A 14868-nucleotide genomic window follows, 5' to 3' on the forward strand; every position below is an offset into this window, starting at 1 on the left:
AGCGCATGTCGAATCCGTACGCGGCGAAGGGCAGCTGCGCGCCGTCCTCGATCACGGAGTAGAGCTTGCCGCGGGTTGCCGTGGCCGCAGTGACGGTCACGTTTGCGTCGCCGAAGACCGTCTTCAGGACGTCTTCGTTGAACACCTCGAGCAGCGGGAACGTGAACGAGGACGAGTGGTCCGTCTGGAGATCAGCGACAGTGTCGCCGGCCCAGTCGCGGATGCTCTCGAGGTTTCGCTCACCCGCCGGGGCGAGGCCGTCCTCGCCGACGAGGCCGAGGCGCTTCCACGCGGCGACGAACGCCGTGGTGGCGTCGACGGGCAGCGCGGACCCGATCGGGGCGCGCAGCACTCCGCCGGTGGCCGCCGGGCCGCCAGCGGTCAGATTACGTACATCCATGATTCCTCCAAGGGAAATAGGGGTGGCCCGGAGAGCCGATGGGGTGGGGTGTGGCTACTGGCCGGTGTTGGTGGACAGGGTGACCACCGGGGCGTCGCTGGCCGGGGATGGGGTGCCGTCGTCGGCGTTCTTCCTGCGGGTCTCGGCGGCCTTCTTCGCGGCCTCCGAGCGTTTGGTCTTCTCGGCCTCCTCAGCTGCCGCTTTCTCGGCGGCCACGGCGGGGTCCTCGGTCAGCCAGCCGGCCTTCTCGTGGGCTTCGATGTCGGCCTGGTCCTCGCGGACGCGGGTTACGCCGGCGAGGTTCGGGTGATACAGGGTGGTGCTCATGCTGATCTCCTAGATCGTGTCGATGTAGCTCATGTCGATTTCGGTGGTGAAGGTGAACCGTGAGTGCGCGGTGTCTGGGTCTGGTAGGTCCGCGGGGAGGGCGAAGTCGCCTACGGCTCCGATGTGAACGCCCTCAACAACGGAGTTTTCGAGGCTGTGGATGATCGAGTAGGTTGCTTCGACCAGCTCGACGGCTCGTGCCGAATTTCCAGCCCATGCCTCGATGGCGAAGGTTCGGGAGACGGTGATTTTGTTCTTCCGGTTCCCACCTATGAGCAGGATTCGGATGAACTCTGGCGGGAGGTCTCGTGGTCGCTGCGTGGACACAGGGATAGGAACTTTGAACCATGCGAGGAGACGCGCGAGGATGATCCTCCGCAGGAGTGCCGGCGCGTCCCCGAAGAGAGGTTCCGTCATCAGCGCCGCCCGGCGTCGAGCGCTCGGGTGAGAGCTCGTTCCTTGGCCTCTCGGCGCTTGGCTGCCGGTGTCTGCGCGGTGACGGACACCCGGGTCCGATTTCTGCCGATGTACGTCGAGACCTCCATGCCGGGCCCTGCCGCTGCGGCGATGTTGCGGCCGCGGCGTTCGAGATCCTTGACGACCTCCGGGCTGGTCCGGAGCTTCCGGAAGCCCTCGAGGTTCAGCTTGATCTTCTGCGCCATCAACCGGTCACCTTCCTCAGTTCCACCACGGATACGACCTCCCGGCCGTCCGGGTGCCGCCACTTCGCCGGTTCGCCCTCGACCGTGTAGGTGCCGCCGCGCGCCTCGACCTTGTCCAGGTGCGTGAACGGCATGCCGAAGGGCCCGTAGATCTTCGGCTCGACGACGACGCGCGATCCGCCCGGTTCACGTGGCTCGGAGGAGGAGCCGGGGTCGAAGACGAAGATGCCAACGTCCTCGGGTGCGCCCCAGCCCGCGATCTCGTTCCCGTGCCCGTCAAGGACCGGATTGCCCTCCTCGTCCGTCTGGCCGCCGAGGTGCGGGAGCCGGTGCACCGTCTCGCTGATCTCGCGAGTCATCGATACCCCGACCGAACCCGGAACGACCGGATGCGCTGCCGCGAGCGCTTTCTCCGGAGTCCTGTGAGGTCTTCCTCCGAGATGTAGACGAACCCCGAGGACACCGCTGCGTCGATGGTCTTGGAGTCCGTCACCGGTCCGGTCGTGGTGCTGATCTGCCGCACCGCTTCCGGGTTCTGGAGGACCCGCTTCACGGCGTTGACGACGGCGATTTTCGCCGCGTCCGCCAGCAGCCCAGCCTCGGCCACCATGGCGTCCACGTTGGGCACTCGGAGCCGGAGCTTCGTTGATGCCTCGCTGAGGAGCCACTCGATGACCTGTTCCTCCCGCACCGAAAGAGGCCCCCATGCCTCGATCACGTTGTCCTTCGTCGCAATCTCGGGCATGAGAGCCTCCTTCAGTCACTCGGTGGGGATGCCGGCTTCGGCGAGCGCGTCGATGATGTCGGATGCCTTAGCGTCCGCGTCGACCTCGAAGCCCTTGGAAGCGGCGTAGGCGGCCCAGGCTGTGGCGCTGGAGCCCTTGCCGCCCTTGGGTGGGATGGGCACCTCGGAGGGGCCCTGCGTGCCGCTCTCGTCGTCTCCGGACCCGGTGCCCGACCCGTCGGAGCTACCAGTGGAGCCGCCCGTGTCGCCCGCACCCGTGTCTGAGCCGCCAGCGCCGGAGCCTGTCGGCTCCTCCTGCGCCTCCGCAGGAGGGGTTGCCCAGACGGCCGGGTTGGTGACGAGCTTTGCCGCCCAGCCCGGGATGGTGTCGTCCGGTCCGAAGGCCTTGGACTCACCGTCCCGGTGCACGTGCACGAAGGTGTTCAGCTTCCCGGTCATGCGGCGTTACGCACCTTCGCGACGAAGAGCCGCTTGGCATCCGTGAGGATGGGCAGTGCGACGGCGTCCACGAAGGTGAACTCGCGGTACGGCGGACCGTCCTTCTCGGTGACGCCGACGATGCCAGCGGCTTCCTCGAACGCGAAGTCGACCTTCGAGGAGTCGACCAGCTCCAGCGCCGTGGCGGTGACGCCGAATGCGGTGTAGCCGAGTTCGCTGAGGTCCGCCGGCGTGAGCATCACGCGGTCGTCGGGGACCGTCGGGGTCACGACGCCGTCGACGTCGAACCGCGCCACGTCCTGAAGGACGACGGGAGCGAGGTTCTCCGAGTCCATGAGGTCGTTGAGCTCGTTGAACGTCACGCGGGTCTTGCCGGTCTGCGCGCCGTGGACCGCGTTGACGATCTGCTTGTTGCGCTGCAGCAGACGCAGGACGCCCTCCGTGGTGCGCTGGGCGCCGGCGCGAGTGCCATTGGTGCGCCGGTACTCGTCGTTCCAAGCGATCATGTCGTCGAGCGCCTGCGCCGTCTCCGTGTCGGACCAGAGGATGGCCGCGTTGACGATGTGATTGGCGGGTACACCGAAGTCGTACTCGCCGTTCACGCCGTTCTCGTTGATGGTGATCTTGCCGTCGGTCAGCAGATCGCCCCAAGCAAGCTCGAGGCGGTTCTGGACCTCGCGGGTCAGCTGCTCGCCGTCGTTGTAGGTGGCGTTTGCGAGGGCCTCGGAGCGGGTGCCGCCGGTGCGGGCGAACTCGAGCTTGAGGCGCTCGTACTCGCCCTGGCTCAGCGAAGTGGAAAGCGGGATGAGCGGCACGCGCTTGTCGGAGCCGCCGTCGCGCTGCGAGACGGTGATCCGGCCGTCGAAGGTACGGAACTTCGCTGCGCGGTTCGTGCGCAGGACCTCCGCGAAGTCGACTGTGTTCGTGTCGAGGTTGCGGACGGGGAATGCGTTGAGGAACGCGAGGTTGGCGGGCACGGGGACCTCCCGGATGAAGACCGTGAGGTCGACCGGGGGTACCGGGGCTTCGTAGAAAATGGCCATGGGGTACTCCTAGAGTCCGAAGTGGATGAGGTTAAGGTCCGTGCGTGCCGCTGCGTCGAGCGATCCTGCGCCGGCCTTGATGGGCAGGCGTGCCGGGTTGACGAAGCCATGCACAACGCCGGCACCGCCGACGCGTCCCGTTTCCGCGCGAGCGGGGAGCGAGCCGAAGAGGATGCACTTGGCGTCCTGGCGTCCGTCGGTCGCCGTGTTGTCGTAGGGCCCGAAGAGCCCGCTTGCCGCCTTGCCGAGGACGATGCCGGAAGGGATCGTGCCGTTCGGGAAGTGCGCAGCCTTGCTGAACAGGGCGAGATCGAGGGTGATCGAGGGCGTGGTGCCGGGATCGGTGCCGTGCGGGCCGACGAGCCACGAGCGGTCCTCGGCCTGGTGGGTGGTGGTGGTGACGCCGAATTCAGTCATGATCCGGTCCTTTCATGGGAGTGGTTAGTCCTTCTTCTTGAAGCGGCGTGCCGCCTCTGCCCGGCCTGCTTCGCCGGGCGTGGATGATGCCTGCTCACGGCGACCCTGCCCCGTGTGGGGGAATCGCTGCTTCTCCTGCTTCGAGGACTCCGAGGAGTGCTCTTCGACCCACTTCTTGATGTCGTCGGTCTTGGCCTTGTCACCGTCGATGAACTCCGCGAGGTTCAGCCCGAGCATGGCGCCCGGGTCCACGGCGCGTCCTGTGAGCGCCTTCTCGAAGGCGTTGCGGACGCGTTCCTGACCGAGGACGGATCGAACTTCAGCACGTCCCGCTTCCTTGGCCGCTTCGACGGCGCGTTCCTGCTCCGTGAGGCTCTTGGTTCGGTTGTCCTCGATGTCCTTCTTGAGCTGGCGTGCCTGCTCAGGGGTGAGGTCCCCGTAGGCCTTGACCCGGTCTTCGTGCTTGCGCGCCTGGTGACGCCAATAGGCCGACTGTTCCTCCGGCTTCATGTCCTTGACGGACGTGTTGGCCGGGAAGCCAGTGTCGGTATCGCCGCCGGTGCCGGCGCCGTTGTCGCCACCTGCGCCGGTTCCGGTTCCGCTGTTGTCGCCGCCGGTGCCATCGCCGTTGTCCATGCGGGCGTCGCCGAAGGCCGCTCGGCGGAGAGCGAAGAGCCTGGTCAGCGCTCCGGGCTCGTGCAGGTTCAGCCCGTGGGGCTGCAGGGTGTTCGTGAGCATGCTGTTCCTCCCATGACGGGTTCGTTGGTGCGCCCCATGGCGGGGCATCCGCCACGGCGAGCGCCGCGCGGAATTCTCTAGGTGAGGACCTCGGGTCCGGCGAAGTGCTGCGAGCGCCAGCCGATGATGGGGCCAATCTCGGAGTGCTGGTTGGCGACGATGAGGTCGAGGTAGTCGGAGCGTTCGTTGCGGCCGTCAAGGATCCGGGCGCCGCGGTCGCTGTCGCCGAACTCCTGCTCGATGGCTGCTTGGGTCTGCTCCAGCAGGTCAGGGTCGACGACATGCGCGTCGGGGCCGACGTAGGGCTTGGTGTCGCAGTCGCAGCCGGGGTGTATCGGCATGAGGTTGCCGGTGGTGTAGCGCTGCGTGGAGGCGATGACGCACAGCGCGCAGTTCTCGCGGCCGGTGAGCACCCGCCGGTGGGCGGAGAACCTGCCTCGACTCATGGTGTCGCGGGCCGCATGCGTCTTCGAGAGCTGCAGGCCGGTGCCGACTATGTCGGTCAGGCGCGCGCCGCCGGCGGCGGCCGCTGCTGTAAGCGACTTGCCCTCGCCGAGCTTCGTGTAGACGGTGTTGAACGGCCGCTGGTAGACGGTATCCGCGTCCACGCCGCGGAGCGCTACCGTGCTTGCGGCGATCGCGCTGCCCGTCCGCACAGCCTGCTTCAGCTCGAGCTCGGACACCTGCCGAATGTACGCGTCGGTGAGGTCAGCGATCCGCTGCTGCCCAGCCTCGACCCGCGGCACCAACTGCGCGACGAGCCTCTCGTAGTCCGCGTCCCGGTAGGACCCGAGCCCACCCCACTGCCGTTCGGCGTAGGCGAGGACCCGGGCCCGCACATCGCCGACCTGGCGCCGGTAGTTCGCGTCAAGCCGTGTTTGCGGGAGCATTGAGGTCCTCCGCGAGCAGCATCTCGTCCGCAAGCTCGGCCGCGAGCTGGCGGATCTCTTCGGGCGTCTTCTGCAGGATCTCCCGCCAGATGGTCCGCTTGGCCATTGATCCCTGCGCCTGGGCGACGGCCGAGTACATATCCGAGAGCGAGTGCCGCTCAGTGGGCATCCAGCCGATGATGATCTTCGACCGGTCCGCCCGCTCCGTGTCCTCGAGAGTGAGGAAGATCAGGTAGAACAGGTCCCGCAGGGCCTGCGCAGCGCGGGTCATCTTGTCCTCAGTCGCGAAGGTCAGACCCTCCCGTGTGAAGGATGCTCCCGTCGCGGACTGGTTGTCCGGCGCGAGGATCGACAGCGGCCGGCGGGTGACCGCCGCAAGCTGCTTCACGTCGTCCTTGATGGCGGACAGGATCCCGTTCAGGTCAGCCTGGGTGGACTCCCAGATGGTGGCGTCCTTCGGGAGCTGAATCCACGACCCGGGATCGGACGTCAGGACATCGTCGAGTGTCAGTTTCTCGGCGCCCGAGCCGTCCTCGCCGTCATCCTCGTCGTCCTCGTCTTCGTCCATGTGCACCACGCGCTGCTTGAACGCCTGGTACAGGGTGATGACCATGCGCTGGTACACGGTGTCGTTGATGCGATTCAGCAGGTCCAGATGAGGTTCGAACTCGCCGACGCCCCGGCGGTTCCGGAACCGGACGACAGGAACCAGACTGTGGGGGAGCGGTTCGCCCGCCGCCCCACCGAAGTCCTCGTCCCAGGACCACGAGCTCTTGCTGAACAGCGGGCCGCGAGGGCTTCCCTTCGACTTCCGCGACGCGACGTAGCGCATCGCCGGGCCGAAGGCGTTGGCCTCCTCGTCCCACTGGCCCTTGATGAAGAGGAAGATGTAGTCCTTGCCCTCGTCCGGGTCGTGGAAGGTTTTGGACGCGGCGCGGATCTCCGACTGCTTCACCGGGTTGTGGATGGTGACGACCTGGCGAGGATCCTCGCCCGTGACGATCAGCTCGTCGGAATCGGAGTCCTTGCCGACCATCATGAAGCTGTCGCCCAGCGCCAGCATGTTCTCGATGACATCAGCGAACTCGACGTCGAGGCCGTTCTCCTTCCAGATGCGCTGCGCCTCGACATCGACTTCCTCGCCGCTCAGGGCGGTGCGGATGTCGCGGACGGTGATGCGCTCAGCCACGGACCCGACGAGGACGTCCGCGTAGTTCGTGCGGGCGGTCTTCAGGAACTCGCGGAACGACTCACGAGCGGTCTCGACGTTCGTCGGCAGGGGCGGATCCCCGATGTGGTAACTGTGCAGCAGGTTGAGGCGCTTCAGGCGCCCCACGCGCTTCTTGTCCAGCTTCGCGAGCCACCAGCCGGGACTATTCGGAGTTTCGATGTCGATGGTCACAGGGCACCTCCTAGCGAAGTCGACGGATCACAGAGCGCTTCTTGCGGCGGGGTTTGGCGCCGCTCTTGCGGGCATCCAGGCAGGCTTTCCACGAGAGGACTCCTGCCATTGCTTGGTCGAACTTGCGGTCGAGCTCGATCTTCCCGAGCGTCCAGAGCGGCTGCCCTTGGTCGTCGAGGATCCGTAGGTCACGCCGGCCGGCATTGCCGATGTGCCGGGTGTAGTCCTCGTTCCCGGTGTGCGTGATGATTCCGGCGTCGATGGCCTCGGTGAAAGCGCGCACCGCGTAGGACATCGGGGTCTTTCGCGCCGTCCACCACTCTTCGACCTGGTCCGGGTACTTCGCGGACCAGGAGCCCATCGTCTCGGTCCAGTGCGGAGGGTCGCCGTAGAGCTTCCAGACGTTGAACCGCTTCATCAGCTCTTCGAGCTTCGCGGTGACTTCGTCCTCGTCGACTTCCCAGTCCTCGACCTTCGGGTCTTGCTCCCACAGGAGGTCCTTGCCGCCCATCTGCAGGCCGGTCTCGATGTCGGTGACCACGAATGCAGTGGCATCCCGGAATCGGGCGCCATCGAAGCCGATCGTCACGAACGCGCCGTCGGGAATCTTCTGCTCTGGGCGGGCGAGGGTCTTCCACTTGTCGAGGTCGAAAGCCTGCGCCGCCGACTTCTGCCAGCGGTTCAGCCACACCCGCTCGAGGTACGACTTGTCGGCGCCCTTACGGTCCCACTGCCGGGCGATCGACTCGAACTGCCCGGGCCCGTACTCACCGATTGGGCCAGTCGCTTCCGAGATCGCCGCAACCCGCAGGTCGAGGGTCGTCAGGTCCTTGTGCTCAGGGCCAGCCCAGCGGGCGAAGAAGAACATCTGCGGGTCATCGATCAGGCCCTTGTCGATGTCCTCGGCTTCCTTACGCAGGTCCTCCTGAATGGAGTTTTGCCCCGGCTGGCCCGCCGTGGATGTGTAGAGCGACCACGGGTCCTCCAGCACCCTCTTTTCGAGGTTCGCTGTCATCGTCTCGTGGGCGTTCTTCTGATTCGGTAGGTACAGGCGGTGCGGCTCGTCGAAGCACTGGAAGGTCGTCAGCGCGCCGTCGCGTGAGTTCGGCGCGTTCGATACCGGGACAACCTGGCCCTCGTTCTGGCCGCGAGCGCCCAGGCGGATGATGCGGTCGAGTCCGGAGTCGAAGAGGTCCGCGTCGGGGCCTTCCTCGACGACGTACTTTAGGACGCCGTACGCCAGCTCGGAGACCTGCTCCTCGCTGGTGGCCATCATTGGGATGTAGGGGAACATCACCGGGCGGCCGACCGGGCGGCCGTAGGCGTCGAAGCCGTCGCAGCGGGCCGGCGCCTCGGGGTGAAGCTCGGCCAAGGACACCCAAGCCGCGAACTCGGTCTTGGCGAGTCCCTTCCGCCACTCGATGCCGCCGCGCTTGAACCGGCGGCGCCCCGCGAGGCGGTGGCCTTGCGGGTACACCTCGTAGAGCCGGTAAAGGGCCGCACGTTTTTCGGGGTCGAGGATGGCCGGGCGGCCAGCGAGGGAGCCGGGGCCGAACACGCAGCGGTCCTCGATGAAGGACACGAGCTGCGGGCCGAGGGTGGGCCATGGCTGATCATCCAGCTCGGGGACAATCAGGACTGCCACGCTAGTTCACCGACCTCAGGATCTGTCTCGGGTCGGGCCCCTCGTCGGGTGTGCCGGCCTGGCTGTGGTCCCGGCCGCGGTCCTGGTTGCGTGTCTCGCCTTCTTCCGCGAGCGCGAACATGATGCGCAGCCGCGCGCGGTCCTCGGGGGTGGCGCCGAACTTCGCCACGCGCAGCCGGAGTTCGGACGCGAAGCGGAAGTCGCCGGACCACACGCGTGCGTGCAGGAGAGCCGTGTCGAGCAGCTCCGACCAGTCGTTCGCCGTGAACTCGGAGGCAAGCGGGGACTCGCCCCACATCTTCCACCAGCGCACCGTGACCAGCGGCCACGTGAAGCGCTTTTTCTTGCCCTCGTCGTCCGTGAAGTAGATCGTGGGCAGCTTCGGCTGCACATCCGGGGTGATGCTGATGACCCGCATGCCCTGCTGGTCTTTGTTCCGCCGGGAACGGGTGGAGGGATCCTTGCCGACAGGGCCGCGTCCTGCCATGACTCACCCCCTAGTGATGCTCGGTGTCGCCGCGATGAAGTATGTAGGGTCTGAGAGATGCCAGTCCGATGAAAGGGTCTCGACCGTGAATGAACTGAAGCTTGTGCTCTGGCGGTTTCCGTCTACGCAGATCCCCAAGGAGGCCGGCAGCCTACAGGTCCTAGACTTCGACTTAGCTAGCATTCCGGGTCTCGCAGAGCACCTGAGCGCCGGGTGGACTGTTGTCAGCCACACTTTCGAGCGAGTCGACGGCGATGGCTTGATCACCCTGTTCCTCAACAGGCCCATCGAAGTCCCCGCCGCCCCTTACGGTCTCTAGCCGGCCCTCAAGCGTTGCGTCACCGTCGCATTCGTCTGGCCTAGACGAGCTGTAGCTCGATGTTGGTCGAGAGGGTTCCGGCTCGAATGGTGTGACCGGTGACGGTGATGTATCGGCCGGCGCTGTAAAACTCGACGCTCAATCCGTCGACGCTGGTGCGGCGCCCGGGTCCGGCGGGCGCCGTGCCCCAGAGATGGAGGCCGGTGCCGGAGGGCGAGAGCTCGACCCACGCGGTCGGGAATCGGTCCATGAGCGCCTGCGCCTGCGCGTTCGGCTTCCCGTCCACCAGGCAGTCGTCGAGGTCGATGCAGGACACTCCGTCGCCATTCAGGACGAACCCTAGCCCGACGCCCACACGGGATGCTTTCGCCGCGGTGTAGTCAGTCCAGGTGGCCGGGTCGGTTGAGGATGCATGACGGCCGGTGAGTGTCATCGGTACCTTGTCGACGCGGCCGCGTCGCTCGACAAGGTCCCACCGAACCCACCGGTCGAGGCGCCTCAGTTCGGCTGGGATCGGGGCGCGGTTTGCGTACACCCTGCATTTCGCAGAACAGAAGCGCGCGTCACTCCGAAGCAAATTCAGAGGGGCTGAACAATGCGCACAGGATCGTTTCGTCATGCCCTCATTCTACCCTTTTGTTACGCATAATCCGCGCTATCAAGCGGAAGCAAGAAAGGCGATCCCGCGAGCGCCTATAGGCGTTTTCCGGTGGGTGGAATGACTCGGGGCGGCGAATTAGGCGATATGCGGGCAATTTGCGGCCGCGGGTGCCAGAAATACCCAGACCCGTACAAACAGAAAGTTGCAGCACCTCTCCGTAAGAGCAACGGGAGTGGGGGAGGGGGGGGTAGGCCCCTGGGGTGTCACCCGCCGGCGGATTCGTACTCGGACCGAAGCCGGCGCCGCCCTTCGGCCGCCTCCTGTTGCGTCTTGTCCCGGTGGCACGGCGAGCAGGCAGCCTGCCCGTTGTCCAGCGTGGTCGTGCCGCCGAAAGCCTCGGCCAGGATGTGGTCCGCCTCGGTGGCTCGGTAGGTGCACCGCGGTCCGCGGATCTTGCACTGGCCCTTGTCTCGAGCGAGTACCGCCGACCGCCATGCCTTGTGCTCGCCGGTTGCCGTTCGCGGTGTGCCCTCGCGCTGCCAGTTCACCGTGGTGTGCTCGGGACAGTAGCGCTTGCCGACGACTCGCGTCTCGCACTGATGGTCCGCGCATTTCTTCGGAGCTCTTGGCATTGCACGTCCTGCCGAATAGCAATTGCTGGTGGCACAGCTGAGGCCCGGGAACTATGTGAGTTCACCGGGCCTCAGCATTTGGAGACACTTCTCCGAAGCCCTCCCAGAATAGCGCGAAGCAATTGCGTTTAACAACTGCTACCGCGCATTCATCGGTCGCGGCTTGTGGCGCCGCGCGCTTGGGCCTCGTTCGGGGTGTCCTTGATCCGGGAGGGGGTACACATTGTGTACCCCCTCCCGGATGTTACTTACCCTGCCCCGGGGTCTGATGAATCAGGGGGTGGGGCATCGGGGTAGGAGACGGTGTCGTTGAGATAGTGGCGCTTGATCCGAACTCCGTGGCCGGCGGTAGCTTCGTGAACCGCCAGATTCCCTTGGGTGTACGAGGCGCCGCACTGGGGGCACGCACTGAGTCCTTCTCCGATCGGCCGAAGGGTCTGAGGCGCCAGTCGCGTCATCACGCACCACCTTCCTTCGCCTGGTTGTTGGCGCTGATCTGCTCGGAGAGGTTGACCAGTTCCAGTCCGGGCCAGTGCTTGCCGCAGATGGCGCACTCGGCGTACGGGCCGTCGTCGTCGGTGCTGATGTGGAGTGCGGTCTTCCTCGTGCGCTCGCCGTCGTCCTCGACGAAGTGGAACGCGGTCTTGCACTCCGGGCAGGTACCGGCCAGAGGGATCACCTTTTTCGGGTCGAAGAGCGCCTCGATAGATCGCTTCCACCCAAGCACGATCTTCTCTGCCTCGACCAGCGTCTCCCTACTCATTCTGGCCCGAGCTGCCCAGTACTGAATGCGGTCCTCGAGGTCGTACGACCGGAGCGGCCTCGTGTCCTTGTGGGTCCAGTAAAGGAAGCCTGCCTGCTCGTCGATCTCCCGGTATAGGTCGAAGGCGTTGAGCGCCAGCGGTGATGGCCGGCCACCACTGCCGCCGGTCCCTCCTTCCATGCCCGGGGTCTTGGCCCGGCGCAGCTGCACGAGAAGCGGGTCCGCCATGACCCACCTCGTCACGGTCCCGCCGTTCGGCCCGTCGCACTCGATGCCGTGCGGTGTCTCGTTCACCAGGAGGGAGATCGCTTCATCGAGCTTCTGGGTGTTCAGTCCCTCTGGCCGTGAGCCGCTCATGGGTTCACTCCTTGCAGTGCACGCTGGATGGATTCGTTGGCCCAGTCCTCGGGGCGCTTGATGCCAACGGTGACGCCGGCGGTTCGCAGTGCAGTGATCCACACGAGCTGCGCCGGGGTCGCTCGGCCCTTCTTGCTCTTGAGCTCCCAGATGATGAGGCGGTGGCGGACAGGGTGCACCAGGACGAGGTCCGGCCATCCCGGATCCGACCGGCGGCTGTCATGGGTGTGATAGACCAGCCAGCCAAGTTCCTTCGCCAGCTGCGTGATCTTGTCCTGCAGCTGCTGTTCGGTCCACTCGTTGCACATCTTCAGCCGGTGCTCGGCGGCGGTCAGGACGGGGAAGCGTGTCACTGGTTCTCCTTGATGCATGTTCGGCACGGCTGCTCTTCGCCGTGGATGTCGCACGTCGTCTCGTCTACCTCGGATCTCTTCCCCTGCCAGCCATGCCAAGGAGATCCCTGAGTACCTACTGCTGGGACAGGTGGAGCTTCACCAGCGTGATGAGGGTTAGCCAGCTTCTGGTCCTGGGGTCTTCCTTTGCCACGTCCTCGTCTTCTGTTTCGAGGCTTAGGTGAGGAGCTGGCTGGGTGACCTGGCACAGACCCATTACTTGACCCTGCCCCGCCCTGCCCTACCCCAGCCCTGCCCACCCGCTCGCCCTCGTGCGCGCGCCCGAGGAGACGTTTCGTGTCAGGTATCTGGCTGATATCTGTCTGATCCTGCGGCTTGATCTGCGCGGCGGGCGTCTCAGAGGCAGCGAGTGCTGGCGAGACAGTCTCCTGTAGGCCTGCGGCACGCGGAGCGGGCAGCAGCGTCATGCCGGCCTGCTCGGGCGTCTTCGCGGCCTTACGGCGGTTGCAGTCCCAGCACGCCAAGACGACGTTCACAGCGCCCACAGCCTTACGTGGGTCGACGTGGTCCATCGTCGGCCGGAAGTCGGACTTCCGGTCGGACCGGTGCAGGTCGCGAGCGCAGTAGCGGCAGCGGCCACGGGTGGGGTTGTTCGGGTCGTCAATGCAGTCGCGCGCCCATACGGCGGCGATGAGCTCGGCGCTCTTGAGCTCCTTGCTCTTGTCGCGCTTGACCTTGACGGTGTCTCCGCGGGCGTAGCCCAGGGCGAACCAGTCATGGAAGAGGTACTGGCCGGGCTCTACTGCGGGGCAGCGTTCACACTCGTGCGACTCAGCGTGCCAGAGCCCAGCGGCGACCAGGTGGTCGGCGAGCCTCAGCGCGACGTCGTAGTTGAGCATGATGCTGACGAGGTCCTCGACGGACACGACACCATCGGTGAGGGCAGCCTGGGAGAGTCCCCCGGCCATCATCCACATACCGAGGGCTGCCGGGCCTTCGAGGTCATTGCGCAGCGCGGTACGGGCCAGCTGCTGCGCCTTCCTATTCACCGGCATCTGGTCGTCGATCATGAAGTACGGCATTAGGTTCTGGTGCCATTCCCTTCTGGTGGAGCGGCGAGCGCGACAGAGGGCGCGTCGCTCGCGGTGACGGCAGCGCTCGCGGTGGTGGCGTCGTTGGCCAGCTCGAGGAGGACGTCGGCGTGGCAGGGCTGGTCGAGAGGGCACCAGCACGCGAGATCCTTACCGGCAAGCGCGGCGCGCACGTTCTGCTTGATCCGCCCGTCCCATACGCCGAGGTCGTCGTGGCGGATCTTTGGGTCGACGGTGTCCAAGCTGACCCGCTCGATCAGGTCGGAGTACATCGCGACCGCTTCAGTGCGCCGCTCCCTGAGGTTCTCTTCGCGGTTGGTCGAGCAGACCAGGTGCTTGCCGTCCGGCTCCACCCACATGAACCCGCCTTCTCGCTTGACGGCATAGGGGTTGCCCCAGCGCGAGCCTCGGCCGACGTATACGGCGCCAGCGGGCATGCGCCAGCCCTTCGTGCGCTTTCGTTGAATACGGCTAGGCATTGGATGCCTCGTATCCCCGCATGCGCTCGAGGTAGGCCTCGTGGAAGCGGCGGTTGTAGTCGTCGTGGCAGGACCGGCAGAGGTAGATGAAGTCGCCGATGGCGAGCTGGCCCTGGTCCTCGGCCACGGTGTCCTTGTGCACGCCCGTTTGGGCGAGCTCGTGAGGGTGGTTGACGCACCAACGCTCCCAATCCCGGTTGGCCTCGACGCGGGTAACAGCCTGCGCGCCACGTCCCGGGCTGTCCTGGTACTGGAAGCGCATGCCCTCTACGCCGTACTCGGTGCGGATGGGGACCTTGCGGCAGTAGGTATGGGTGACGTCGTACCCGCGGAGCTCGGACCTGTCGAGCCAGTCGCCGCACTGGTATGCAACGAACAGGTCCACGTCCTCGAACGGGACGTGCCCGACGAGGTGCACGCCGAGGAAGTCTCCCTCGTCTATCTCTCGAATCTCAATGAACTCCGGCGAGTCATACAGACGAGGCGTGGTCACAGGACCGCTCCTGCCTGGTCGCCCCAGTTAGTATCCGAAGGCTCGTCGGTGAGGGCTGCCATGATCTCCGGCGTCCGTGCGAGGACCTCCTCGCATGCGGCTTCCCAGCCAAGGATGAACATGGGGTCGCCGTTCACCCTGTCGGTCATGTTGGGGAGGACCAAGAGCGCGCGAATCCGTTCCGCAGCCTGCGCCACGTTCGCCCGGTGGATGCTCTGCTCGGCTTCGGTTCTGTCCAGGGCGTCGGCTGCCCGGGTGAGCAGGCTGTAATCCTCGGACTCCTGGGCTGCTGCGCGCAGCTCGTCCTGGAGGCTCATGGCCGGCCCTTGGCGCTGGCGTCTGCGGCGAGCGCGTAGTCGTTCTGGGTGGTGTCACGGCTGCTGGTGAAGACGTTCGCGATGGAGGTGAATGCGTCGACGAGGACCTGGAAGGGGCCGGGCTGCTTGACCGCTTCGCCGAGCTGCTGCATGCCTTGGAGCGTCTTCAGGCGGGACGCCGCCTGCCGGGCTTCGGCTTCCTCGCGCTTGAGGGCGCGGAGGTCTTTGAGCGCTCCGGGGTACTGCTTGCCTGTGAATCGGGACATGGT

23 protein-coding genes and 1 pseudogene are annotated in these 14868 nt (G+C 66.0%); 1 reads left to right on the forward strand and 23 read right to left on the reverse strand.

Annotated features, from left to right (window positions below; genetic code table 11):
* Positions 1 to 88: 88 nt before the first annotated feature.
* From V6S67_RS19955 to V6S67_RS07970, 14 genes and pseudogenes are all read right to left on the reverse strand, one after another.
* Positions 89 to 400 (reverse strand): annotated as a pseudogene (locus V6S67_RS19955) (phage tail tube protein); the annotation flags it as partial.
* A gap of 54 nt (positions 401 to 454) precedes the next feature.
* Positions 455 to 727: a hypothetical protein gene (locus V6S67_RS07910; protein WP_334209722.1), complete on the reverse strand. Its 273-nt coding sequence runs from the start codon at positions 725 to 727 to the stop codon at positions 455 to 457.
* Between the two features lie 9 nt (positions 728 to 736).
* The gene (locus tag V6S67_RS07915; protein WP_334209723.1) at positions 737 to 1144 is read right to left on the reverse strand and encodes a hypothetical protein; all 408 of its coding nucleotides are present in this window, start codon (positions 1142 to 1144) and stop codon (positions 737 to 739) included.
* Complete coding sequence (locus tag V6S67_RS07920) at positions 1144 to 1389, reverse strand: hypothetical protein (RefSeq protein WP_334209724.1); 246 nt, start codon at positions 1387 to 1389, stop codon at positions 1144 to 1146. Before V6S67_RS07920 ends, V6S67_RS07915 begins: the two co-directional genes overlap by 1 nt.
* Entirely contained in the window at positions 1389 to 1748 is a 360-nt protein-coding gene (locus V6S67_RS07925) for a hypothetical protein (protein ID WP_334209725.1), read from the reverse strand. The genes V6S67_RS07920 and V6S67_RS07925 overlap by 1 nt, the downstream gene beginning before the upstream one ends.
* Entirely contained in the window at positions 1745 to 2134 is a 390-nt protein-coding gene (locus V6S67_RS07930) for a Gp19/Gp15/Gp42 family protein (protein ID WP_334209726.1), read from the reverse strand. The genes V6S67_RS07925 and V6S67_RS07930 overlap by 4 nt, the downstream gene beginning before the upstream one ends.
* A gap of 15 nt (positions 2135 to 2149) precedes the next feature.
* Positions 2150 to 2572, reverse strand: coding sequence for a hypothetical protein (locus V6S67_RS07935; RefSeq protein WP_334209727.1), 423 nt, complete (start codon positions 2570 to 2572; stop codon positions 2150 to 2152).
* A complete protein-coding gene (locus V6S67_RS07940) occupies positions 2569 to 3615 on the reverse strand; it encodes a major capsid protein (RefSeq protein ID WP_334209728.1) in 1047 nt (348 codons plus the stop codon). Before V6S67_RS07940 ends, V6S67_RS07935 begins: the two co-directional genes overlap by 4 nt.
* 9 nt (positions 3616 to 3624) lie before the next feature.
* Positions 3625 to 4032, reverse strand: a complete 408-nt coding sequence (locus V6S67_RS07945; protein ID WP_334209729.1) for a head decoration protein — start codon at positions 4030 to 4032, stop codon at positions 3625 to 3627.
* Positions 4033 to 4056: 24 nt separating this feature from the next.
* A complete protein-coding gene (locus V6S67_RS07950; protein ID WP_334209730.1) occupies positions 4057 to 4770 on the reverse strand; it encodes a hypothetical protein in 714 nt (237 codons plus the stop codon).
* 77 nt (positions 4771 to 4847) lie between these two features.
* Positions 4848 to 5660: a hypothetical protein gene (locus V6S67_RS07955; RefSeq protein WP_334209731.1), complete on the reverse strand. Its 813-nt coding sequence runs from the start codon at positions 5658 to 5660 to the stop codon at positions 4848 to 4850.
* On the reverse strand, positions 5638 to 7062 hold the full coding sequence (locus tag V6S67_RS07960; protein WP_334209732.1) for a phage portal protein: 1425 nt from the start codon (positions 7060 to 7062) through the stop codon (positions 5638 to 5640). The genes V6S67_RS07955 and V6S67_RS07960 overlap by 23 nt, the downstream gene beginning before the upstream one ends.
* 10 nt (positions 7063 to 7072) lie before the next feature.
* Positions 7073 to 8644 (reverse strand): hypothetical protein, encoded by a 1572-nt coding sequence (locus V6S67_RS07965; RefSeq protein ID WP_334209733.1) that lies wholly within the window; start codon positions 8642 to 8644, stop codon positions 7073 to 7075.
* Positions 8645 to 8708: 64 nt separating this feature from the next.
* Complete coding sequence (locus tag V6S67_RS07970; RefSeq protein ID WP_334209734.1) at positions 8709 to 9194, reverse strand: phage terminase small subunit; 486 nt, start codon at positions 9192 to 9194, stop codon at positions 8709 to 8711.
* On the opposite strand from V6S67_RS07970, the gene V6S67_RS07975 reads away from it, so the two are divergent.
* Positions 9193 to 9513 carry a hypothetical protein gene (locus V6S67_RS07975; RefSeq protein WP_334209735.1) on the forward strand — a complete coding sequence of 107 codons (321 nt, stop codon included), beginning with the start codon at positions 9193 to 9195 and terminating at the stop codon, positions 9511 to 9513. The genes V6S67_RS07970 and V6S67_RS07975 overlap by 2 nt on opposite strands.
* A gap of 40 nt (positions 9514 to 9553) precedes the next feature.
* Here the strand turns inward: V6S67_RS07975 and V6S67_RS07980 are convergent, their stop codons facing one another.
* The 9 genes from V6S67_RS07980 to V6S67_RS08020 form a co-directional block, all read right to left on the reverse strand.
* Positions 9554 to 9946 carry a bifunctional DNA primase/polymerase gene (locus tag V6S67_RS07980; RefSeq protein ID WP_334209736.1) on the reverse strand — a complete coding sequence of 131 codons (393 nt, stop codon included), beginning with the start codon at positions 9944 to 9946 and terminating at the stop codon, positions 9554 to 9556.
* Between the two features lie 431 nt (positions 9947 to 10377).
* Entirely contained in the window at positions 10378 to 10746 is a 369-nt protein-coding gene (locus V6S67_RS07985; RefSeq protein ID WP_334209737.1) for an HNH endonuclease, read from the reverse strand.
* A 457-nt stretch (positions 10747 to 11203) separates the two neighbouring features.
* Positions 11204 to 11866: a DUF7341 domain-containing protein gene (locus V6S67_RS07990; RefSeq protein ID WP_334209738.1), complete on the reverse strand. Its 663-nt coding sequence runs from the start codon at positions 11864 to 11866 to the stop codon at positions 11204 to 11206.
* Positions 11863 to 12219 carry a VRR-NUC domain-containing protein gene (locus tag V6S67_RS07995; protein WP_334209739.1) on the reverse strand — a complete coding sequence of 119 codons (357 nt, stop codon included), beginning with the start codon at positions 12217 to 12219 and terminating at the stop codon, positions 11863 to 11865. Before V6S67_RS07995 ends, V6S67_RS07990 begins: the two co-directional genes overlap by 4 nt.
* Entirely contained in the window at positions 12216 to 13289 is a 1074-nt protein-coding gene (locus V6S67_RS08000; protein WP_334209740.1) for an HNH endonuclease, read from the reverse strand. Before V6S67_RS08000 ends, V6S67_RS07995 begins: the two co-directional genes overlap by 4 nt.
* Positions 13290 to 13300: 11 nt before the next feature.
* Positions 13301 to 13747 (reverse strand): DUF4326 domain-containing protein, encoded by a 447-nt coding sequence (locus V6S67_RS08005; RefSeq protein ID WP_442884732.1) that lies wholly within the window; start codon positions 13745 to 13747, stop codon positions 13301 to 13303.
* A gap of 34 nt (positions 13748 to 13781) precedes the next feature.
* Positions 13782 to 14282, reverse strand: coding sequence for a hypothetical protein (locus V6S67_RS08010; RefSeq protein ID WP_334209742.1), 501 nt, complete (start codon positions 14280 to 14282; stop codon positions 13782 to 13784).
* Positions 14279 to 14599, reverse strand: a complete 321-nt coding sequence (locus V6S67_RS08015) for a hypothetical protein (RefSeq protein ID WP_334209743.1) — start codon at positions 14597 to 14599, stop codon at positions 14279 to 14281. The genes V6S67_RS08010 and V6S67_RS08015 overlap by 4 nt, the downstream gene beginning before the upstream one ends.
* Positions 14596 to 14865 carry a hypothetical protein gene (locus V6S67_RS08020; RefSeq protein WP_334209744.1) on the reverse strand — a complete coding sequence of 90 codons (270 nt, stop codon included), beginning with the start codon at positions 14863 to 14865 and terminating at the stop codon, positions 14596 to 14598. The genes V6S67_RS08015 and V6S67_RS08020 overlap by 4 nt, the downstream gene beginning before the upstream one ends.
* Positions 14866 to 14868 lie beyond the last annotated feature (3 nt).

Origin of the sequence: Arthrobacter sp. Soc17.1.1.1 (assembly GCF_036867195.1) — a bacterium.
GTDB lineage: Bacteria > Actinomycetota > Actinomycetes > Actinomycetales > Micrococcaceae > Arthrobacter_D.